The 22,714-nt window shown below is 49.1% G+C and carries 14 protein-coding genes and 1 pseudogene; 6 read left to right on the top strand and 9 right to left on the bottom strand.

The annotated features are described in order from the left end of the window. Positions 1-109 precede the first annotated feature (109 nt). The 6 genes from phoU to F0P94_RS09450 all read right to left on the bottom strand — a co-directional run bounded on the left by phoU (position 110) and on the right by F0P94_RS09450 (position 6,142). Positions 110-829 (bottom strand): phosphate signaling complex protein PhoU, encoded by a 720-nt coding sequence (gene phoU / locus F0P94_RS09475; protein WP_150903643.1) that lies wholly within the window; start codon positions 827-829, stop codon positions 110-112. 195 nt (positions 830-1,024) lie between these two features. Next, entirely contained in the window at positions 1,025-1,777 is a 753-nt protein-coding gene (pstB, locus tag F0P94_RS09470) for a phosphate ABC transporter ATP-binding protein PstB (protein WP_150903642.1), read from the bottom strand. A 30-nt stretch (positions 1,778-1,807) separates the two neighbouring features. Next, positions 1,808-2,692 carry a phosphate ABC transporter permease PstA gene (pstA, locus tag F0P94_RS09465; RefSeq protein WP_150903641.1) on the bottom strand — a complete coding sequence of 295 codons (885 nt, stop codon included), beginning with the start codon at positions 2,690-2,692 and terminating at the stop codon, positions 1,808-1,810. 3 nt (positions 2,693-2,695) lie between these two features. Next, complete coding sequence (pstC, locus tag F0P94_RS09460; RefSeq protein ID WP_225307174.1) at positions 2,696-3,901, bottom strand: phosphate ABC transporter permease subunit PstC; 1,206 nt, start codon at positions 3,899-3,901, stop codon at positions 2,696-2,698. A 24-nt stretch (positions 3,902-3,925) separates the two neighbouring features. Further along, positions 3,926-4,813 (bottom strand): phosphate ABC transporter substrate-binding protein, encoded by an 888-nt coding sequence (locus F0P94_RS09455; RefSeq protein WP_150903640.1) that lies wholly within the window; start codon positions 4,811-4,813, stop codon positions 3,926-3,928. A gap of 60 nt (positions 4,814-4,873) precedes the next feature. Further along, positions 4,874-6,142: a porin gene (locus F0P94_RS09450; protein ID WP_150903639.1), complete on the bottom strand. Its 1,269-nt coding sequence runs from the start codon at positions 6,140-6,142 to the stop codon at positions 4,874-4,876. A 507-nt stretch (positions 6,143-6,649) separates the two neighbouring features. On the opposite strand from F0P94_RS09450, the gene F0P94_RS09445 reads away from it, so the two are divergent. Then, the gene (locus F0P94_RS09445) at positions 6,650-7,252 is read left to right on the top strand and encodes an NAD(P)-dependent oxidoreductase (RefSeq protein WP_150903638.1); all 603 of its coding nucleotides are present in this window, start codon (positions 6,650-6,652) and stop codon (positions 7,250-7,252) included. A 286-nt stretch (positions 7,253-7,538) separates the two neighbouring features. Here the strand turns inward: F0P94_RS09445 and F0P94_RS09440 are convergent, their stop codons facing one another. The 3 genes and pseudogenes from F0P94_RS09440 to F0P94_RS09430 form a co-directional block, all read right to left on the bottom strand. Beyond that, the gene (locus F0P94_RS09440; protein ID WP_150903637.1) at positions 7,539-8,927 is read right to left on the bottom strand and encodes an efflux transporter outer membrane subunit; all 1,389 of its coding nucleotides are present in this window, start codon (positions 8,925-8,927) and stop codon (positions 7,539-7,541) included. 42 nt (positions 8,928-8,969) lie between these two features. Further along, positions 8,970-12,143: pseudogene (locus tag F0P94_RS09435) on the bottom strand (efflux RND transporter permease subunit). A 69-nt stretch (positions 12,144-12,212) separates the two neighbouring features. Next, positions 12,213-13,379 (bottom strand): efflux RND transporter periplasmic adaptor subunit, encoded by a 1,167-nt coding sequence (locus F0P94_RS09430; protein WP_150903636.1) that lies wholly within the window; start codon positions 13,377-13,379, stop codon positions 12,213-12,215. Between the two features lie 491 nt (positions 13,380-13,870). Here F0P94_RS09430 and F0P94_RS09425 point away from each other — a divergent pair, with 491 nt between their 5' ends. The 5 genes from F0P94_RS09425 to F0P94_RS09405 all read left to right on the top strand — a co-directional run bounded on the left by F0P94_RS09425 (position 13,871) and on the right by F0P94_RS09405 (position 22,713). Continuing rightward, complete coding sequence (locus tag F0P94_RS09425; protein WP_150903635.1) at positions 13,871-15,214, top strand: hypothetical protein; 1,344 nt, start codon at positions 13,871-13,873, stop codon at positions 15,212-15,214. Next, complete coding sequence (locus tag F0P94_RS09420; protein ID WP_150903634.1) at positions 15,207-15,614, top strand: hypothetical protein; 408 nt, start codon at positions 15,207-15,209, stop codon at positions 15,612-15,614. The genes F0P94_RS09425 and F0P94_RS09420 overlap by 8 nt, the downstream gene beginning before the upstream one ends. Before the next feature lie 4 nt (positions 15,615-15,618). Continuing rightward, positions 15,619-17,079, top strand: a complete 1,461-nt coding sequence (locus F0P94_RS09415) for a hypothetical protein (RefSeq protein WP_150903633.1) — start codon at positions 15,619-15,621, stop codon at positions 17,077-17,079. A gap of 406 nt (positions 17,080-17,485) precedes the next feature. Beyond that, positions 17,486-20,938, top strand: coding sequence for an acetate and sugar kinases/Hsc70/actin family protein (locus F0P94_RS09410; protein WP_150903632.1), 3,453 nt, complete (start codon positions 17,486-17,488; stop codon positions 20,936-20,938). 455 nt (positions 20,939-21,393) lie between these two features. Further along, complete coding sequence (locus F0P94_RS09405) at positions 21,394-22,713, top strand: hypothetical protein (protein ID WP_150903631.1); 1,320 nt, start codon at positions 21,394-21,396, stop codon at positions 22,711-22,713. The last annotated feature ends 1 nt before the right edge of the window (position 22,714 follow it).

Raw genomic sequence — 22,714 nt, 5'->3', positions numbered from 1 at the left:
CTTGCGCTATTACAAATAATGGAAGTTGCTAAATAGAATCTTGTATTTTCTCTATTGCCGTTGACTTCTGTCAACGGATTTTCGGTTTTAAGCGGGCTTATGATCTCAATTAACTGCCAGCTTCCGGCTCATCCCCCTGCAGATTCGACTTACTACGCTTGACCTTCCAGGGTTTGGATTTATGTTTCAGCACTTTGGCATCTATATAGAAAACAATTTCTTCCGCAATATTAGTAACGTGGTCCCCGATGCGTTCCAGCTTCCGGATAATGCCGGCTACCTTTAAGCTCTGGTCAATATTGTCGCCGTGGCTTTGAATGTAGGAAATGATAATTTTATCGGTGTTGCGGTGAATTTTGTTCAGGGCTTTGTCGTGCCGCATTACCATTTTGGCCAGCTGGGTATCTTCCGTGAGGAACGCTTTTTTCACGTCCGCAAGCATCAGTAAAGCGCCATCGTACATTTCCAGTACCCGGCTCATATCCATCAGGTTTTCCTCGAATGGCATGTCCGATTCAATGATCAGGCTCGAGATGCCTTCGGCTGTATCGCCGATGCGTTCAAGGTTAGCGTTGATCTTCAGAATTGCCAGGATCAGGCGTAGATCTACGGCCAGCGGGTTGAATAAAGCCAGCATGTTTTCGCACATCTGGTCAATTTTCAAATCGTACTTATTTACTTTTTTGCCGCGTTTAATTACCGTTTCGGCCAGACCTTTATCGCCGTTTATCAAAGCCTCCCGGCCGCACCGTACCTGGTATTCCACCAGTTCCCACATTTCGGCAACTCTGGATTTGATCCGGGCTATCTCGTTATCTAAATGATTCATCTTTTCAATGCTTTTGCAATTATCTGTTCCTATTTTCAGCTTACTTTTTCACTACTAAAACCTACCTTTTTTTTCGGATGAAAGCAAGTTGAAGGAGGCCGGCAAAAAGATCGGCTTGTCAGAAACCCTGCCATCGTGCCTTCCTTCAGACCTATTTACATTACGAAGCGGTACGGTTTTAACCTGAAAAAGTGCTTACCCGAAACGGCCCGTTACGTAGTTCTGGGTGCGGGTATCTTTCGGGCTCGTAAAGATATTTTTAGTTTTGCCGTACTCCACCAGTTCGCCCATGTAAAAGAAAGCCGTATTGTCGCTCACGCGGCCGGCCTGCTGCATGTTGTGCGTTACAATAATGATGGTGTAATTTTCTTTCAGCTGGTAGATCAGTTCTTCGATCTTGGCCGTTGAGATCGGGTCGAGTGCGGAAGCGGGTTCGTCCATGAGCAACACGGAAGGTTCTATGGCCAAGGCGCGGGCAATGCAAAGGCGCTGTTGTTGTCCGCCGGAAAGTTCAAACGCCGATTTCTTCAGTTTGTCTTTTACTTCATCCCACAAGGCAGCCTGCTTCAGCGAGGTTTCCACCCGTTCGGCGATCAGGTTCTTGTCTTTGGTGCCGTTCACGCGCAAGCCGTAGGCTACGTTTTCAAAAATAGATTTCGGGAACGGATTCGGCTTCTGAAAAACCATCCCCACGTGCGTGCGAAGGTCGTCTACCAGAATGCTTTTCTGGTAAATATCCACGCCGTCTACCAGCACCTCGCCATCTATGCGCACGTTGTCGATCAGGTCGTTCATGCGGTTGAAGCAGCGGAGATACGTGGATTTTCCGCAACCGGATGGGCCGATAAAAGCGGTTACTTCGTTTTTCTTCATGCCCATGGTAATACCTTTCAGCGCATGAAAATCGCCGTAATATAAATGCAGGTCTTTCGATTCTAAACTATACATACTGAACGCTCAGTTCTAATAATAAGGGCATTAATTCATTTTTACTTTCCGGCCGAAATAGCGGCGTAGCCAGTTGGCCAGTAAGTTCACCAGCAGCACGATCAGGATCAGGATAAACGCCGTGCCGTAGGCCATGGCGCGCGATGCTTCGATGTTGGTACCGCTGGTGGAAATTACGTAAAGGTGGTACGGCAGAGCCATTACCTGGTCGAAAATACTGGTCGGCAGTTTCGGCAGAAAATAGGCAGCTACGGTAAACAGGATCGGCGCGGTTTCGCCGGAAACGCGGCCTACGGAAAGAATAATTCCGGTAATAATGTTGGGCAGGGCAATGGGCAAAATTACTTTCCAGATGGTTTGCCACTTGGAAGCGCCCAGGGCCAGGCTCCCGATCCGGAAACTGTCATCAATTGCTTTCAGGGCTTCTTCGGTGGTACGGATCACTACCGGCAAGGCCAGTAAACCCAGCGTTAAGGAACCCGCCAGAATGGAATCTCCGAAGCCGAATTTATTTACGAACAGGGCCATCCCGAACAAACCGAACACGATGGAAGGCACGCCCGCCAGGTTGTTGGTCATTAGTTTAATAAAGCGTTTCAGCCAGCCGTCTTTGGCATATTCGTTAATGTAAATTCCGGAAAGAATTCCGATCGGGCAGGCAAAAAGCAAGCTTCCCACCACCAGCCAGAGCGTACCCACAATGGCCGGAAAGATGCCGCCTTTGGTCATGCCTTCACGCGGCATTTCCGTCAGGAATTCCCAGCTGATAACCGAGATGCCGTTGATGATGATAAAGCCCAGGATCACGACCAGAATGGCAACCACCAGAAAGCTGAGCAACCGGAAACTATTAAAGGCGAAGGCCTGCCAGAACCGTTTGGATTTATTTAAATTCGGATTGCTGGTAAAACTCATAACTTAACGGTTTGCTTTCTTTTTGGCAGACACCATATCTACCGAAACGTTGATGATCAAAGTCATTAGGAACAGGATGCAGCCCAGGGCAAAAAGCGCCTGAAAATGGATACCGCCCTGGGGCGCTTCCCCTAGTTCGGCCGCAATGGTAGCCGGAATGGTACGCACCGGTTCCAGGAACGTGTGCGGAATAACCGAAGCATTACCCGTAACCATCAGCACCGCCATGGTTTCGCCAATAGCCCGGCCAATACCCAGAATCGCTGCCGTAGAAATACCCGAAATGGAATACGGAATAACCACTTTGTAAATGGTTTGCCACTTGGTAGCTCCTAAAGCCAGGCTGGCTTCTTTCATGGCGCGCGGCGTGGTGCGCATGGCATCGTCGGTAACCGAAATAATGGTTGGCAGGGCCATAATTCCCAGGATAATACTTCCGGCCAAAGCCGTTTCGCCCACCGGCAAACCAAAAACTTTCTGAATAAGCGGTACCAGTACTACCAGGCCAAAGAAACCATAAACCACCGAAGGAATACCGGCCAGCAACTCAATTACCGGCTTCAGGGTATTGCGCACTTTATTGTCGGCAATTTCGGCGGTGTAAATAGCAGCGGCAAGGCCCAAAGGCAAAGCAATTAAAATGGCCCCGAAGCTTACCCACAGGGTTCCCAGGATCAGGGGCAGCACGCCCATTTGCACCGCCGGCTGAATGGTTGGGTACCATTCTTTCCCGCCCAGGAAACTACCCAGCGTAATATTCTCCAGTTCAATTGGGTGGCCTTGGAAATTCTTGCTCAGATACTGTTCCGGAAAGTAAGCGATGATCTCCGGTTGTTTGCTTACCAGTTCGCTTAAGCGCTGAGGTAAATACTCAAAATTAGCGCCTAGTTGTTCTTCCGGATAATAATCGGTAATGTCTTCCAGGCGGAAAATTTTGATCGGTTGGTTCTTGCCGCCTACTTCTTTCCAGTTTGTAATATTCTGGTCGTAGATCTCTTTTATTTGCTTGGCAGAAAGCTCCTTTACCGGATTCTGGTTATTCACCACGATCACGCCGCCCTCGCTTACCGGATGCTGGGAGAAAAGTCCCAGACCTTCCTTGAACAGGAACACGACAATAAGCAACACCGTAAGGCTGGTAACTGCGCCGCTCAGGGCCAGGATACCTTCTATCAGGCGTTCACCGAAATTATGGAAGTAGCGTTTCAAAACGGTAGGTAAAAAGTTTGAAAGTTATTTTACGGGAACGTAACCGGTTTCCTGTACAATTTTCTGGCCTTCTTCCGACATAATATAGTCAATGAAAGGCTTCACTTTGCTTTCGGAAGTAGCATCGTAAAAGAAAAATAAAGGCCGGGAAATTGGATACGATTTGTCTTTGGCAGCCTCTACGCTTGGCGCTACATACGTCTTTCCCTGGTCATAAGACACTTTCAAAGGTTTTACTTCCGGGGTATCGTAAGCCAAACCTACGTAGCCGATAGCACCTTTGGTTTGCCCTACCGATTGCACGATAGATCCGGTGGCTGGCATCATCAGGATATTACCGGCATAGTTTTTCTTGTTAAGCACGTGCTCTTTGAAGAACTCATACGTTCCGGAGCTGGTTTCGCGGGAATAAGGCACGATCTTCTCATTGTCGCCGCCCACATCTTTCCAGTTCGTGATCTTGCCGGTGAAGATACCTTCCAGTTGCTCGCGGGTAAGCTGGCTTACTTTGTTGTTCGGGTTTACGATCACGGAAAGCGCATCGTAAGCGATCAGGGCTTCTTTAATGTCTTTTTTAGCTGCCTGGAATTTCAGTTTCTCTTCGGTTTTCAGGGTACGGGAAGCCATGGCCAGATCGGTAGTTCCTTCTTCCAGGGCGGAAAGGCCAACCCCGGTGCCGCCACCTACAATGGTAATGGCGGCATCCTTATGCTTCTGCATGTATTTTTCGGCTTCCTGCTGGGCCAGCGGTAAAACCGTGTCGCTGCCTTTGGCGGTAAGGGTTACGGAAGCTTCGGAAGTGGTGCCACCGGCTTCGGTATTTTCTTTCTTACCCTCGTTGCCGCCGCAAGCGCCCAGAAGGACAGTTGCCAGAAACAAACCAACTACCTGTACTTTTTTCAGATTTTTCATATCGTTTTATTCAGTTTTGGATACTGTTTTATATTCAGTTTTAGATTTTTGTATTCGTTTTTAGTAATTGAACTGGGCCTGGATCCGGAGGAAATTTCCTTCCTGGTGGTTATTCAGGTTCCGGCCGTCGCGGTTGGTGCGGTCGGAAATGGTATACTGCGTAGTAAGCTCGAAGGCAGGGATCGGCTGCCATTCCACCCCGAATTCGGCTTCCCGCACCTTGCTGGCCCGGGCGTCGAGTTCGGCTTTTTTGCCGCCTTCGTAATACTGCACCTTAACAAACGGAATAAGCAACTGTTTTTTAAAGCTCAGGTTGTACATGGCCATGGCATAACCGCCTTTCAGCGAATGCATTTCAATGGTTTTACTTTCCGGATCGAACTGCGGGCCTTTGCCCACGTTGTATTCGGCCTGAAAGCCAAATGGTTGCGGATATAAAATAAAGCTGGCGGCTGCCCTACGGTCTTCGAAGTTGCCTCCTTTAATGGCGGTGCTGCTTAACTGGTCGGAAGTAACGGTGTAAAGGCCGGTATACCCCTGAATGCCGGGCTCTATTATCTGGCCGTTCGGAAAAGCGATGGGGTAAGAAAGGCGGGCTACGGTATGTAAATTATCGTTGGCTTCGTTTTTATTCGTGGTCTGCCCGTTGTAAATTCCCAAACCGAAAACGCCATAATCGCCGCTGCCCTTAAGCGTCCGGTTCGCTAGTTCACTAAAGCGTTTGCGGATCTTTTCCGGCGCCCAGTAAAACAGAACGCCCAGGTCACGCTCGTTCGGTACACCGCTGTTCAGGGCCTCGTTGCGATCCAAGGTCAGGCGGTTCTGGCTCGACTGCAATGATTCGAAGCCGAAAGGTATTTTGCTCTGGCCAATCCGGAAACGGAATTCCTTCTGCTCATCCAGGGAAAGATCGAAGTACGCATCGCGAAGCTGGGCGAAATTAATGGTAGAACTACCGGCCGGGGTAGAAGCCAGATCCGGCTGAATATACATATACACCCGTTCGTGGACCTGTCCGCTGAAAACCAGCCTTGCCCGACGGATAATAAAACCGCCGTTATCGCCGATCGATTTATCGTTATCGGTTTTCAGGCTGGAATTGGTTTCGAGTAAGCGGTTGTATCTAACCTGGGTGTAGCCTCTGAGCGAGATCTTGTCGTACCAGTGCGATTTTGTTTCCGGAACCGGTTTGGCATTATCGGCGCTCGGTATTGCCTGCAGCGAATCTTTTGCCGCCGGGCTTATCTGCGCCAGGGCTGTTCCGGAAATAAGTAAACCGGCGCTGAGCACGGCAGTTCGCAAAGTGGTTAATAAGGCAGTCTTTTCCATAGTACATGCGGGTGAAACATGCGGTTTCTTTATTGCTTTGTTTTCAGTTAAACTGCTTTCGGTTAGTCAGGCCAAAAGCAGAAAGGAAGAATTCTCTTAATTAGGTTATATATAATCCTGGTTTTATTTCTAACCTAATTTCTATACACAAAGTACGGGCTAAAAAGAGAGAGGGCGATTACCGGTAAATTATCTTATTGTTAAGTTAATGTTAACAGACCTACAACTAACTAATTAACAAATAAATAGAAAGCAACAAGCCTAATAAGGCTGCTCTAAACCATTCAATTCTCCGCCAATTCCCTGTAAATTTCAGAATAAAACTGCCAACCATCATCCCATTTCACGAGGCCCTCTTCCAAAGGAAAAATATAAAATCGCCTGCCCATCCGGCAATTGAGGGGTTTAAGCCAACCCTCTGAAAATTATTTAGCATTTTAGGGCTATTTTGCCGCTTCGCCGTATAAAATTGAAGCCAGCTTACTTACAGGTTTAGATCCGTGTATCATGAAGTTAATTGTATTTGGGGCGTCGGGGCGAACCGGGCAGGAAATTGTGCAACAGGCGCTTGCCGGGCAGCATACCGTAACGGCCTTTGTCCGGAATACGGGTTCTTTTAATTTGAAGCACGAGCGATTAAACGTGGTACAGGGAGATATTACGGCTTATCAGGAAGTTGAAAATGCTATAGCCGGCCACGATGCGGTGCTATCTGCCTTAGGCCCCCGCACGTTGAAGACGCGCATTCCTGCCCTGGTAAGCGGAATTAAAAACATTGTAAGCGCTATGGAAAGCACGGGAGTACGCCGCCTGGTTTATGAATCAGCCCTGGGCGTGGGTGATAGCGAAGCAGATCAGAACCTGGTTTTCCGGTATTTTATTTTGCCCGTATTATTAGCCCGCGACTATTCCGACCATGCGGCCAACGAAAAAACCATCCGCTCGAGTAACCTCGACTGGGTAATTGTAAGGCCCGCCCGTCTGGTGGACGGTCCGCAGACGGGTAAATATGAAGTCGGTTTGAAGTTGTCTGCCACTTTCCCCTTCGGGAAAGTAACCCGGGCCGATGTAGCTGAATTCATGCTCCGCCAATTAACCGATAACGCCTGACTCAGGAAAACGCCGGGTATTCTTGGTTTCAGGAGCTTTTAATTTTTTCCCAGAAAAGGGCCCAGGTAAAAACTCCTGGACTGAAGAATGCCGGAGCATTAAATTTACATGAGAAGATCGGTTTAACTGGACCTAAGGCCCACGCGCTTAAAAGCCCGGTCTTGAATTGCCTGAATTAAGCAATTGCGTTATAGGTAAGTGAGAAAATTTACTTTAAACTAAATTTGTCCACTTATTTATTTTATCGAAGCTACAGTCCTTCCCAGTTAACTAAGGGTTAACAAACTTATTTCCAACCGCCACCTAAGGAACGATATAACTCCACAACTGACTGCAAACGCTGTAACCGATCGTTTACTCCCTGCAATTCAGCCTGAAGCAGGCTTTGGCGGGCGGTAATTAATTCATTATAGTTCGCAAAGCCATATTGCAGAAGTTCCTGGGTATATGCCACCGATTTTTGCAAGGCATCCATTTGAAAGGTGCGTACCTGTATTTTATCGAGCGCCGCTTGGTGTAAAGACAAAGCATCCGATACTTCCCTTCCTGCAATAAGCAACGCATTCCGGAAGTTCAGAAGAGCTTCCTGCTGCTGCGCCCGCGCTACTTCCAAACGGGTCCGGTTCAGGCGCTGGTTAAAAATTGGCTGGGTTAGCCCTGCCCCGATACTGGCCGCAATAAAACCCGGGTTAAACAATTCGCCAAATGCCAAGGTGCTCCACCCTGCCGAACCGGTAATGGTAAGGGCTGGATAAAAGCTGGCACGCGCAACGTTGGTCAGTTCAAATAAATAGCGGTAATTCAGTTCTGCCTGTTGCACATCGGGCCGGTTGGCCAGAAACTGCGCCGGAATTCCCGTTTGTAAAAGCTCAACTATTTGTTGCTCCTCTAAACTTCGGCGAACAATTGGTCCCGGGGACCGCGCCAGCAGAATACTCAGCGCATTTTCTGTTTCCCGGATCCTTTGTTTCAGATCCGGAATCGTTACTTCGGCCGCATAGCGCTGGGCTTCACTCTGCACCACGGCAGCTTCGGTTACCCGGGCAGCTTCTTTCAAAGCACGCATGGTTTGCACGGTGGTATCCCAGTTTACTACCGTTAGTTCGGTTATAATTAACTGCTGATCGAGGGCCGTAAGCAAGTAGTAATAATTGGCAATATTGGCCACTAAACCGGTTTGAACAGCTCGTGCACCGGCTTCTGTTTGTAATAAATTGGCCAGGTTTGCTCTCCGGTTGCTGCGCAAACGCCCCCATACATCTAGTTCCCAAGCGGAGGCCAAACCTATTTGATACTGGGTGATATTCCCGCGTTGACCAAAATCCAGTGCCTGGGATGGTCGGGACCTTGTAAGGCTGGTATTTGCATTTAAGGTAGGCAAGAACGCTGCCCGGCTTTGCCGGTAAGAAGCCTCGGCTTGCTGGATCCGGGTATATGCTACCTGCAGGTCCAGGTTCCTGCTTATTCCTTCTTCAATCAGGCTTTGTAAAACCGGATCGGTAAACAGTTCTCGCCACGGCAAGCTGGCCAGCGTGGTGGTATCAGTGGTAATTACATCGCGGTATAGGTTAGCGGCAGCCAGACCGGGGCTTTTATAGGGTTTGGCTATTTTACAGGCAGCGGCCATTCCGGCAAGGAAAACAAAAAGCAGGAACTGTATTATTTTTCTGTTCATATGCTCTCGATAAAAACGTGTAAGCGGCGCAACCATTCGTAATCAGGCAGGCTTTTCAGGAGCTGGGCCATTGTCCGGGTTTAAGTTCTCAGTCAGGGGCTGTTCCGGCTTACCACTTATGCGTTCCTGCAGGGCCTGAAAAATCACATACAAAACAGGTATTACAAACACCCCGATCAAGGTACCGATGAGCATGCCCCCTACGGCCCCTGTACCAATGGAGCGGTTTCCGGTGGCGCCTGCCCCAGTAGAGAGCATGAGGGGCACTAAACCCAGAATAAAGGCGAAGGAGGTCATTAAAATTGGCCGCAGGCGGGCTTCGGAACCTTCAATGGCTGCCTGTACCAGGGCCATGCCGTTCCGCCTTCGCTCCACGGCAAACTCCACGATCAGAATGGCGTTCTTGGCCAGCAACCCGATAAGCATGATGAGGGTGATCTGTAAATAAATATTATTGGTAACCCCGAAGAGGCTGGCAAAGATGAAGGCCCCCGCCAAACCGATTGGCAGAGAAAACAATACGGCGAAGGGCAACAGGTAACTTTCGTACTGCGCACTCAGCAGCAGGTAAACAAATACAATTACCAGCACGAAAATAAATAACGTTTGCGCACCGGCAGCGATCTCTTCCCGCGTCATGCCCGAAAATTCGTAACCATACCCCACCGGTAGAGCCTCTGCTGCCACGGCTTCTATGGCGGCTATGGCATCGCCGGAGCTGTAACCCGCATTTGGCGACCCGGTAACGCCTATGGAGGTAAATAGATTGAACCGGGAAATGGATTGCGGCCCGTAGACCCTGGTTAGCATAATAAATTCGTTGATTGGCGCCATAGCGCCATTAGCATTTCTTACAAAAATATTATTCAACCCTTCGGGATTGGCCCGGAAGGCGGGTTCTGCTTGGTACATTACCCGGTACTATTTGCCGAACTGGTTGAAGTTAGAAGCATATACTCCGCCGTAATAGCCCTGCAGCGTGCTCAGAATATCGTTCACCGACAAACCCGCTACTTTGGCCTTAGCCACATTTACTTCAACCTGGTATTGCGGGAAATTTACGTTAAAGGGCGTGGAAGCAAACTGGATTTCGGGGCGTTGATTTAAAGCAGCCAGAAAGTCGTTGCCTACTTTGGAAAAGATAGCAATATCGCGGCCGCTTTTATCCTGCAATTCAAACGAAAAGCCGCCGGAAGTACCAAACCCGGAAATAGTGGGCGGGGCAAAAAAGATAATCCTGGCATCGCGGATACCGGAGGTCCTGGCAAATAACTTCCCGATCAGCGATTCTACGTCCTGCCCTTTCCCGGTCCGCTGATCCCAAGGCTTCAGCCGCATAATCACCATGCCGTAATTACTGCCATTGCCGCTGATCATGCCCTGACCGGTAACTTTCAGAATATTCTCTATTTCGGGTATGGTACGGGCAATAGCTTCTACCTGGGCGGCAATTTTCTGGGTGCGTTCGGCAGAAGCGGCCGGCGGCAAGGCAATGTCGGCCATTATTGCTCCCATATCCTCGCTGGGCACAAAAGCCGAAGGAGTAGTTCGCAACAGTAAAAAGAATATGCCGGAGAATAGCGCCAATATAAGCCAGGCGATCCATCTCCGCCCGATCAGAAAAGCAACCGCATCCGTGTATTTACGGGTAGCCTTGCTGAAGTTCCGGTTGAACCAGCCGTAAAAGCGCTGCAACAGGTTCCTCTTTTTAGGTTCAGCTGTGTGAGTTTTCAGAAATAAAGCACACAAGGCCGGGCTCAGCGTTAAGGCATTTACGGCCGAAAGGATAATGGCAATAGCCAGCGTTAAGCCAAATTGCTTGTAAAAAACGCCCGCTGATCCCTGAATAAAACTTACCGGTACAAATACCGCCGCCATTACCAGGGTAATGGAAATAATGGCGCCGGTAATTTCGCCCATAGCATCTTTGGTGGCCTTTAAAGCGGAAGTATAGCCCTGGTCGAGCTTGGCATGCACGGCTTCTACCACCACAATGGCATCGTCTACTACAATGCCAATGGCCAGTACCAGGGCAAACAAGGTAAGCAGGTTAATGGTAAAGCCGAATAACAGGAGAAAGAAAAAGGTACCTACAATTGCTACCGGAACAGCAATGGCCGGGATGAGCGTAGAACGGAAATCCTGCAGAAAAATAAAAACGACCAGGAACACAAGTAAAAAAGCTTCGATCAGCGTATTGATCACCTTGCTGATAGAGGCATCCAGAAAATCGTTGGCATTTACCAGCGTAACGTATTTTATGCCCTTCGGAAACGATCTGGCGGCTTCATTCAGCACCTGCAAACTGCCTTCTATTACTTCTTTGGCGTTCGAGCCGGCTGTTTGGCTGATGGCCACGCCCACCGAAGGGTGCCCATTGGTAGTAGACGTGCTGGCATAACTCATGGCGCCGAGCTCAATACGGGCAATATCTTTCAGCCGCAACACCTGGCCTTCCGGCGTAGCCTTTATCACTACGTCTTCAAATTCGCTGGCATCTTTCAGGCGGCCGGTATATTTTATTACGTACTGGAACGATTGCCCGCCCTGTTCCCCGAATTGCCCCGGGGCGGCTTCGATATTCTGTTCGGCCAGGGCGGCACTGATATCTGAGGGAACCAGCCCATAGGTGGCCATTACGTCGGGGCGCAGCCAGATCCGCATCGAATAATCCATCCGGCCGAAGGCGGTGGCCTCGCCAACCCCGGTAACCCTCTTAATTTATGGCACCAGGTTTATTTCGGCATAATTCTGCAGGAAGGTCTGGTCGAAGGCCGGGTTATCGCTGTAAAGAGAGAAAATGATGAGATTACTGCTTTGGCTTTTGGCCGTGGTTACGCCCGAACGGATTACTTCCAGGGGTAGCAAGGCAGTTGCCCGGGCTACCCGGTTCTGAACGTTTACCGAAGCCAGATCCGGGTTAATGCCTAACGCAAAATTAATTACAATACGGGCAGTTCCGTCGTTGCGAGCTGAAGAGGTCATGTATGTCATGCCTTCCACCCCGTTTATCTGTTCTTCCAGCGGCACTACCACGCTGTTGAGCACTACATCGGCATTAGCCCCCTGATAAGAAGCCGTTACAACCACGGTTGGCGGGGCAATTTCAGGATATTGGGAAATGGGCAATGCCAGCAACCCCAGCACGCCCAGGATAACGATCAAAACAGAGATGACCGTAGATAGTACCGGTTGATCTATAAAGCGGTTGAACATAATTCCCAGTTAAAAGAAAGTACTATACAACTGTACTAACAACTTATTCTCAGGCTACCGGTTCTGAAATCACTTCAGAAGTTCGCGAAAAACGCTGTCGGCATTTGCTGCTTTGGGCTTAATAGCTGCGCCTTCGCGTAGGCTTGCCACCCCTTCCAGCACAACCCGGTCGCCTGGCGCCAGCCCTTTTTCCACCACAAAAAAATGCCCTTCGTCATTTTCCACCACGGTTACTTCCCTGCTATTTACGGTAGCATTATCTTCCAGCAGGTAAACAAATTTCTTACCCTGAATTTCGTAGGTTGATTTTTGCGGGATTACGATGGCCGAATCTACGGTAGTAGGAATCCGCACCACACCGCTTCCGCCGCTACGGATCAGGTTGCCAGGATTAGAAAAAATAGCCCTCACCCTTAACGAGCCGGTTTCGGAATTAATGGAGCCGCTGGTTGTTTCTATCTTTCCTTTTTCGGGGTAAACAACGCCATTGGCCAGAATTAAAGAAACGGGGGGCAAAGTTGCCAGCCTTTCCTGGGTGGTGGCGCCCCTGGTGTTCTTGGAAAAAGCCAGGGCCTGTTTTTCATTTACCGAAAAGTAAGCGAAAATATTACCGATATTAGACACCGTGGTTAATGGCTTTGTGGTATTACGGCCTACCAGACTTCCGATCTTATAAGGAATGCTGCCCACAATACCGTTTACCGGGCTGGTAACCGAAGTATAGCTCAGGTTGGTGCGGGCGTTGGCTAAGGTAGCGTTGGCCTGGGCCAGGGCCGCCTGTTTAGATTGCAGGGTAAATTCTGCGGCCTCTAACTCGTATTTGCTGATGATGTTCTTTTCTACCAGAGGCTGCACTTTATTAACTTCCATCCGGGCGGCGTTCACTTCGGCTTTGGCAATTTTGATATTTGCTTCCGCGGTCCGGACTTCCTGCTCGTATTGGGGAGCATTTATTTTAAAAAGCAACTGCCCCTTTTTTACGGAAGCGCCTTCATCTACGAGTATACCGCCCAGATACCCATCAATCATGGGCCTGATCTCGATGTCCTGTTGCCCTTCTATGGTGGCCGGAAAATCGCTGTTTAAGGTAACCGTACGCGGTGAAAGGGTGAGTACCAGGTAAGCTTTTACCGCGTCGGCAGACGGGGCATCCTTTTTTTTGTCTCCCTTACAAGACACCAGTAAAAGCAGCCCTACCAGTAAAAAAGCCGAAAAATCCTGAAATACCGTGCGCATGGTGAAAGAGCCAAATAAACAATTGTATATATTTAAGATTTTACTGCAATCATCCTGAAAGGTTATCTTACCGGTTTGCCTGCAATTAGTTGGCAATACAGTAATTACAATTGCAGAAGGCACTTAAAGGAATTTTAATTTAGTGAGGCGCTTGGGGGCTCAGCTTTTCTTTTTCCAATCCGTGAAATAACCGGAAGGGAAGTGTTAAATGCTACAGCAATGGTACTTCATAATTGGGTCTTTAAACGTCGCAGCACGTTCTGCTGCTTAAGCCTGAGCAATAAGTTGCCGGACTTTCCGGTTAAAGGCCGGTTAAAGGTTTATCCTTGCTTTTAAACCAGAAAAAGAAAATCAAATTTGATCCGAAATATCTTAAATCATCGGATTCCTTCGTTTACTACTTACAGCGTTTCAGAACCTTACATTTTAATGTAACTCTTAACCTCATTATTAAGTAGGAAGCCAATTACCTTATCACTCTCCGAACATACATGCGAAGAACTTCCCGATTGTTTTTCCCGCTCCTCCTCGTTTTTCTGATGCTGCAGGTTTCCTGCTTTTCCCGCAAAGACCGCCAGGCCGAAACTGATGCAACTGAACCAACCCAAACGGTATTTTCCGGCACCGAAAAAGGACCAGCTGCTAAACCCGCGCAACCAACCGAAAAGCAAATCACCAGCATCCCGAAAGTGAACCTATTCCTGGAAGTTTCGGGCGGCATGGTCGGTTTTATGCCGAAAGGCGGGGCGGGTTCCGATGCTACGAATTTTCAGAAAAAAGTAGCGGGCCTGCTCACGGAAGTGAATTATTCCAAAGCGATCCAAAGCAAAGATTTCTATTTCATAAGAGAAAAAAACGGTACCTCCCAGCTGCAGAAAAGCACTTATCCCGAAGTACTGAAAACGGTAAGCGCCGGCATCCAAAACCCGGCTTTGGGCACCGAACTACCGGAAATGCTGGAGCAGATCCTGAAAGAATCCGGTAAAAGCAAAGCCGTTTCCGTGATCATTTCCGACTTCGTTTACGGCCCCGCCGACAAAAGCAAATTCAACATTATTCCGCAATTAATTCGTGGCGCTTTAAACGAAGCGCAGGATAAAAACCTGGTAGTTTCCGTATTCGGTGATCAATCCAATTTCACCGGTTCTTTTCACCCGGCCGTAAAGCAACCGGTTGCCAAACGCCAGCTGACCAACGTAAAAATGCCATACTACGTGTGGGTGATCGGCCCGCAGGAAGAAGTGATTCTATTCAACCAGAAAGTATTTAAAAACCACCCGCAGCAGCAGGCGCACTTCGGTTTCAATTATTCTGAACCTGCTTATGTAGCCTTAACCAAATTGAAGCCTTCCGGAAACGTGTATTGCTCCGAACGAAAACCAACCGAAGGCTGCAAATCGGTAACCATTGGTCCTCAGAAAGATACGCCCGTTGAATTTGAAGTCGGCGTAAATCTGAACGCATTTCCCGAGCCCATACAAAATGCTGAATTTTTGAAAAAGAATTTGGAACTAAATGGTAAAGGATTTTCTGGCACAATTATTTCGGTAAAGAAAGCAGATGCAAAAGACCCGGCCCAGGAAAAATATTCGCACCTGATCCGCGTCCGCATCACCCAGGTTACGGCCAAATCCGGACAGCTCACTTTCACGCTCCCGGAAAAGCCCGCCGACTGGGTTAACCAATGGACCACGCAGAACGACAATAACCCTGCTGCCCAGCCGGGAAAAACGTTCAGGCTGAATGAGGTGCTGGCCGGTGTGCAAAGCCTTTATTCGGAGCAACGCAACGTATTCTCTTTCTCTCTCAACTTCATAAAAAACGCAAATGATTAAGTTCTTTTCCGGCCTCTACGAAGGATTGCTCGGCAGTCCGCAGCCCCCGCAGGAAACGCTGGTGTACCGCGACGTTATTTTCCCGAACGCCGGCATTTTCATGCTGCTTTGTTCCCTGATCATGGTGGTGGTTTACTACTACGTACTGAACCGCGCGCTGAATACCGGCTTCTACCGCACTTCCCACTGGGTAATCGTGCTGGTTTTAAATGCCGTAGTAGTTGGTTTAATGACCGCCTTTTACGCCAACCGCGAAGGCGTGGAAGCGCACTCTTACATTTCCTGGCTGGCCATGCTGAATGCGTTTTACAGCGTACTGGCTTACCTCATTTTCTCTTTACTGCTGAAAGGCAAATCAACATTCGCTTATACTACGCCGGTAAAATGGCCTAACAAATAACCTTATGGCAAAGCTGTTTATATTTGGAATCGGGGGCACCGGCTCCCGCGTAATTCGCGCCTTTACCATGCTCATGGCCGCGGGCGTAAAAATTCAGAATTGCGACAAGATCGTTCCCATCATCATCGACCCGGATTCACAGAACGGCGACATGAACCGAACCGTGGAATTGCTCAAAACCTACAAGCGCATTCACAACCATTTGGGCTCTCGTCCGGAAGGTTTTTTCCACCAGGATATTTCTACGTTAGCGAGTGTAGCCGGAAGAACAGACGGCAACATTCCGGATAGTTTCGTGTACAACTTCAGCGGCAAAAACAAAAGCTTCCGCGAGTTCATCAACTACACCCAACTGTCTGTTGACAGCAAAGCGTTGGTAGATCTTTTGTTCACCGATGAAAACCTGAGCAACAGTCTCGACGTGGGTTTCCGCGGCAGCCCGAACGTTGGTAGCGTAGTGCTGAACGACATCATGAACTCGGACCTTATCCGCTACTTTGCCACCAATTTCCAGCAAGGCGACCGCGTATTTTTCATCAGTTCAATTTTCGGCGGCACCGGCGCTGCCGGCTTCCCGCTGCTGCTTAAAAACTTCCGCGACCCGAATTCCGGTCTGCCAAATTCCGGTTACCTGAACCACGCCTTAATGGGCGCCATCACGGTACTGCCGTATTTTTCCCTGGAACAACCCGCCACCGACGGCAACCCGGAAGCGCAGGATTTCATCGATTCCAACACCTTCATTACCAAAACTAAAGCCGCGCTTTCGTACTACCAGAATAATTTACAGTCGCTGAATGCGCTCTATTATATTGGCGATACCCCGGAAAAGCCGCTGGAAAACCATCCCGGCCGGGCCGCGCAGCAAAACGAAGCACATTTAATCGAACTGCTCAGCGCCCTGGCCATTGTCGATTTCATGGATTACTCCCCGGACCAGCTGCAGGGCGAAATGCACTTCCATGAATACGGCCTGAAAGAAGATGCCAAAAACATCCACTTCAGCCATTTAGGAACTGAAAGCAAAGACAAGATTGCCAGAGACCTGATCCGTTTCAACTACTTCGACCAGTACTTCACCGAGCACGCGCCGCAGGATACTGATGCGCCTTATTTCAAAGCCACAAACCTGGGCAGCGCCATGCGCAACGAAGCGGTTTTCAAAGAACTGCAGCAGTTTTTACGCTCGCCGCAATACGGTTTCCACGCCTGGCTCAAAGAGCTGCGCCAGAACAAACGCACCTTCGAAGCCATCAACCCCGAAGAAAAAGATTTCAACCGCATGGTAGCCGACAAAACCATCGAAAGCAGCTTCTTCGATAGTGGCCTGAAACCGAAAACCATTTTAAAAGAAATCGGCAACCTGAACATCAAGGAAACAGAACCTGACACTTTCAAGCGGGTCATTAAGATCTTCGAAGGTGCCACCAAAAATATGGTAGAGGAAAAGCTCAAATACCAGTAACGGTTTGTAGATGAGTTGTTGGTGAAAACACCAACAACGGCAAGAACTATGGAACAAAAAAGCCGGTCATTCCGAGCGAAGCCGAGGAAACTTATACATACTTCTATGACAAGTAAGCGTAGCAAGATTTGTCTAACTGTTTAATTTTAAATTTCTGGCTTCATAAGTTCCCTCAACTTCGTTCGGGATGACGCAATAAATTGACTTTTGCTTCAGAGGATTTCAAAATCCAGAAAGAACAAAAAATGCTACCATTCTCAGCCGAAAAAGTCTGAAAAACCAATAAACAGAAAGCAGCCCTAAAAAACGGTATGCTTTTAATACAAAAAACTAAAAACCACCCACAAGTAACTCAAGTCCTCCCCTGAATTAGGGGAGGATTTAGGTGGGGTAAAAAAACAACGTTATGCCAAAAGTACTTCGTCTTCATCAGTTAGGGTTAAACGTGGAAGGCTGGCAGCAAACCAACCAGCTTACCAGCACCGAAATTAAAGATATTCCGGACGGCGCCGGCGCCAAAGCGACCAAGCTCAGCACCTCCATTCCCACGCCGTTTGCGCGCATGCACCTTTTCGAAACCGCTTTCGATTTTGTAGCGCGCGAAAAAGGTTTGCAGCCCAATACCGTGTACCATAAAATGGTATCGCAGTTCTGGGATCTGTGGGAATTGCTTTTCAACCACGACTTGTACATGCAGGCCGACCAGCGCATTCTGGTGCGCCGCTGGAACAAGGAAAAGGAAATTGCGCAGATGCAGGCGAACCAGGGAAGCAAACTTCTCGGCGATACGCTGCAACTTTTTGCCGCTTCCGATAACCGTTTCCGCGACTTCTCCGACCTGTACTTTTTCTACCTCGAAAACACCAACGCGCAGGGCGAAAAACAGCAGCAGCTCTTAGGCGGAACTTCACCGTTTACCCTGCTTTTTGTGTCGCCAAACGTACGGGCGCTGAACATTGAAAGGCTGCAAAGCAAAGGCAAATATTTCGATAATCAGTTCGTGCCGCTGGAAGAACGTGACACCGCTTTCCGCGATTTTGTGTACGAATTATTCACCGCGTTTTCCGATTTCCCGGTGCGTTACCCGGCCGTTTACCACGTGCTGGAGCAAAGCCGCCTGAACATGATTGCGATGAACGGCGGCAGCACCCGAGAAGCCGTGCTGAACAAATACGGCAGCCTGCGCGACCAGGAAGGAAACCCGGTTAGCGCCGGACATTTCCCTTTCCTGATCCAGGGAAAACAAACTTCCGACACCATCGACAGCGACCTGTTCATTCGTCCGAGCCGCCAGATCTCCGAGCGTTTGCCAATTGTGCTCAAACCGAAACTGAAGCTGGTTGGCCAAACCAAATACCTGAACAAATTCCTGTGGGAAGACAAAACCGGCGACGAAGTGCCGTATGCCGATGCGCGGGTGTTAGACGAAAGAACCCTGCCCGGAAAAAGCGTCCGTTACCCATACCTTACCATCAACGATTTTCTGGAAGAAACGCTTATTGAACTGCCCTACGAAGTTAACCAGGAACGATTCTTTTGCGGCAACGTAACCTACCAGCCCGGCGCGGAGAAAAACTTCTCGTATCTACTGCCGGTTACCAGCACCTATTTCCAGTATTTCACCGAAAAAGATCTGGCTGACCAACTGACGTTTTTCATCGACATCAACCACGTAAAAGTGAGTCTGAAAATTCCGGTTTCCAACGGCACGCTTATCGAGTTCGAACGGAAATATTACACTTCACCGCAGAACCCGAAAGATGCCAACGGGAAAGAAATTCCGGAAAAAGGCAAGATCGAAAAAGCGGAGATCGGCATCGGTATTTTCCCGTTCTACAAGCTCACCGACCAGCCGCAATACAACGATTTCTACAAAGTAATGCTGATCGACGAAGAGCTGCAGCCGGGTATGCTCACGAAGCAATATCACCTGAAATTCTTTGTAGATAACCAGGCGTTAACGGCGGAAGGCGGCAGCATGCGCGCTACCGTAACCGAGCGTTCCGTGAAAAGCGAGCAAAGTGTAGGTAGCAAATATTACGAAGTGGAAGGTACGCATTTCGATTTCGCGGAAGTTACCTGCCCGGGCAAATTCAACGGCAAAGGTTTGTTTGTACCCCGCTACCAGGAAATTCACCGTGGCACGAAAAGTTTCACGTTTGCCGTCGATTTTGGTACCACCAACACCTACATTGCCTACACCGATTCTCCGAACCAGGAACCGAAACCGTTCTCGATTTCGGCCAAAGACCTGCAACTCGTAATGCTGAACAAGCCAAGTTCCGAACCGGGCCTGACCGATTACCAGCGTTACGTACAAAAAGGTTTCGGCAAATTAACGTCCGCCGAAACCCTGACCAAACGCGAATTCCTGCCGGCCATTATGAACGACGGCGGCTCGCCTTACCAATTCCCGACCCGCACCGCCACCTGCGAATCGCCGGGATTCGTGAACCAGCCGACGTCCATTTTCGGCAACATCAACATCGGCTTCACCATGAACACCGATGCCGATGCCTACGAACATTACCACACCGATCTGAAGTGGTCGGAAACCTTGCACGCTGCCGGTCAAAGAAGAATTCACGCATACTTCCGCGAGTTGATGTTGCTTTTGAAAAACAAGGCGGCACTGAACGGCGGAGTTATTGAGAACACGAAAGTAGTTTGGTTTGCGCCGCTGAGTTTTAATTCCTTCTCCCGCAACCTGTTCCAGAACGAATGGGACGAAGCGTATCAGAAAGTTTTCAAAACCAACCGGGGTACCATTTGCATTACCGAATCGGTGGCGCCGTATTACTACCTCATGCAGAAAGGAACCGTGGTGCCAAGCCGCGAAGAAGGCCTGGTGAACATCGACATAGGCGGTGGTACCACCGACGTGCTGCTGTATGCCAACCAGCGGCCGGCCTACAGCTTCTCGTACCGCTTTGCCGGCGACGACCTCTGGGGCGACGGTTTTGCGATGGTGCGCGGCGGCAAAGACAACGGCCTGATGCAATACGGCCGCGACCAGATCATGAACATGCCGCTTTCCGGTAACCAGTACGAGTTTATGAAATACCTGCAAAGCGCCCTGAACAACAACAGTTTCGGCTCTTCGGATGTGGTAAGTTTGATGTTCAATTACGACGACGTGTTCAGCTACAGCAAAATGCTGCAGCAGGCCCGCCCGATGCGCTTAATGTTCTATTTACACTACGGCGCCATCATTTACCAGCTGGCGCAAACCATAAAAGCATCCGGCCTGAACGTGCCGCGCTACATTTGTTTCTCCGGCCGCGGAAGCTTGTACATCAAGATCCTGGCTGCCGGCGCAAACCTTTCCGGCATCGAAAAACTGACCAAAGCAATTCTGCAGAAAGTTACCGGACAGGAAGCGCCGGGCAATTTCAAAATTGTGCTGGTAGATCATCCGAAGCAAACTACGGCTAACGGCGGTGTGCTTTCCGTAAACGACGAAAGCTCCGCTAACCAACCGGACATTCCGATCATCACCCCGCTTGGCACAACAGATGACAGCGCCAACCTGAAGGGCATCAAAAAAGGCACGCTAACCTCAGAAATCAAGAACCATGTGCTGGAAAACGTGAAAGCCTGCATCGAACTGCTGCTGCTTGACGACGACATTGCTCCAATGATGAAAGACCTCGGCATCGAGTTCGACGCCGAAATGGTAATCCCGTTCCTGCGGGAGCAAATGGCCGACAGCTTATCCATTGGCCTCAACCATTTGGACAAGCAATTGCCGGATCAGGAAATGCTGCACGAAACGCTGTTCTTCCTGCCGTTCAAGCAGGCGCTGTACGCCCTCTCCAAAGAGCTCTATAGCCGCAAAGCAATAAGGGAAACGGCTTGACCCCACCCAACCCTCCCCTAAAAACAGGGGAGGGTTTTTTACTGCAGTGCTGTTCACAAGCTGTCATCCTGAGCGCGAGCGAAGGACCTCGTCGGCGAACAGCAGTAAAAAAAAGCAATGGTAGGAATTCAAGCTGAAAAAGTCGCTATCTGGAAGAAGCTATCTGGCGCAAGTGTTAAGCGAAAGCGTCACTTGGGACTTAAGAACAAAAGCAAGTCTCCAGATTTGCGTAACCGGAAAAGCTGATTTTCTTTAATTAGGCTCACGGAAGTCTCCAGATTTCCGAATGTAAAAGGGCCAAGTAACACTAACGCTGAACACTTGAACTAGTAAAAAACGGATCCTTTTCAGCCTAAAAACTCGGAAAGGCAACAAACAACGCTACAGTTTTCACCATAAATAACCACAAAAAAAGTCCTCCCCTGTTTTTAGGGGAGGATTTAGGTGGGGTCAATATGCGATACTTTTCAATACTCCTTTACATTTTTTGCTTCAGTTCTGCTACAGCCACAGCCCAGCAGAACACCTCTGCAAACCAGGTAAAAATTTGGTACCAGGCCCTGCAATGGATCTACGAAGACAACAACAAAACGCTACCGAAAGACAACCAAAAACCGGTACCCAAAGTCAGCCAAGAAAGTGTAGAACAGTTTGAAAAGAATTTGGCCGCAGCTTCCAAAGCCAGACAGGACGAATATAATTTCTACACACGCATGTACCAGCCGGTTCAGGAGAAACTCAGAAAAAACCAACCGGTTTCCGATGAAATGCTGATCGAAGCTATCATGGCGGAAGCTGCCAAAAAACCGGATCGAAAAGTGGAGAACTTAAGACTGGAATTAGAAAAAGCTGCCTCGAAAAACTTAGCAACAGTACCGCCAGATGATCAGCCTGAAAACCCGGAAGAAAACCTGACAACAGCAGCGAATGCGGCCACGCAGGAACCCGAAAATGTACCGGTGCCTTCCGCGCCAGCCAGCGAAGTAAAAACCGTTAAAGAAGAACCGAATATGCTTTTTAATGTGATCAGTATTGCCGCCTTGCTGTTAGCAACTTTAGCCTTCTATCGTTCCTCCCGTAAAAGCAGCCGTGCGATGCCTCCGGCCAGAACTTCCGAAGGCTATGCCAATGCAGTTGGAAAACCGGTGCAGAGTAACACGGGGAACCAGCACGTAAATGCTCTGAAAAAGGAAATTGAAAGCCTGAAAAAAGCCTACAACAACCTGAAAAGGGAAAACGAAAACTGGCGCGCGGAAATGCATAACGCTATCCAGGATCTGAAAAAAAAGGCTTATGCGGCTCCACAAGTAGCAGAAAGATACGACCTTGCTTCAAATAGTCCTGCTCCGCAAAACCAAGCTGCAGCCCAACCGGAATATCCGGCCGAAAACAATGCATCGCAGGAAAATTTCACCTTGGAAACCGATCATTTATTTGCCGAAGAAACACCGGTCCAGAACCAAGTGAAATATACCCGCGTGCCGGAAGACGGCCAGTTAAAAGAACGCGACCTGCACTACGACAACCGCGATACCTGGTCGTTTATTGAAGTTACCTTGCCGGAAAATGGCAGCAATACGGCCAGGTTCCGCATCAATCCGCACGTAAACCACGCGCTGGCCATCAACAATAGTTTAGACCGGCTCGAAAACGCCTTTGAATTTGCCCGTTCGGCTAACAAAGCCACCCAACTCGTAAACGTGGCCGACGGCGAATTAACCAAAACGGCGCAGGGCTGGCAAATTACCAAACGCGCCAAAATACACTTAGCCTAAC

Source organism: Adhaeribacter soli (genome assembly GCF_008727925.1).
Taxonomy (GTDB): domain Bacteria; phylum Bacteroidota; class Bacteroidia; order Cytophagales; family Hymenobacteraceae; genus Adhaeribacter_A; species Adhaeribacter_A soli.
This window is presented reverse-complemented; position numbering and strand designations above follow the sequence as displayed.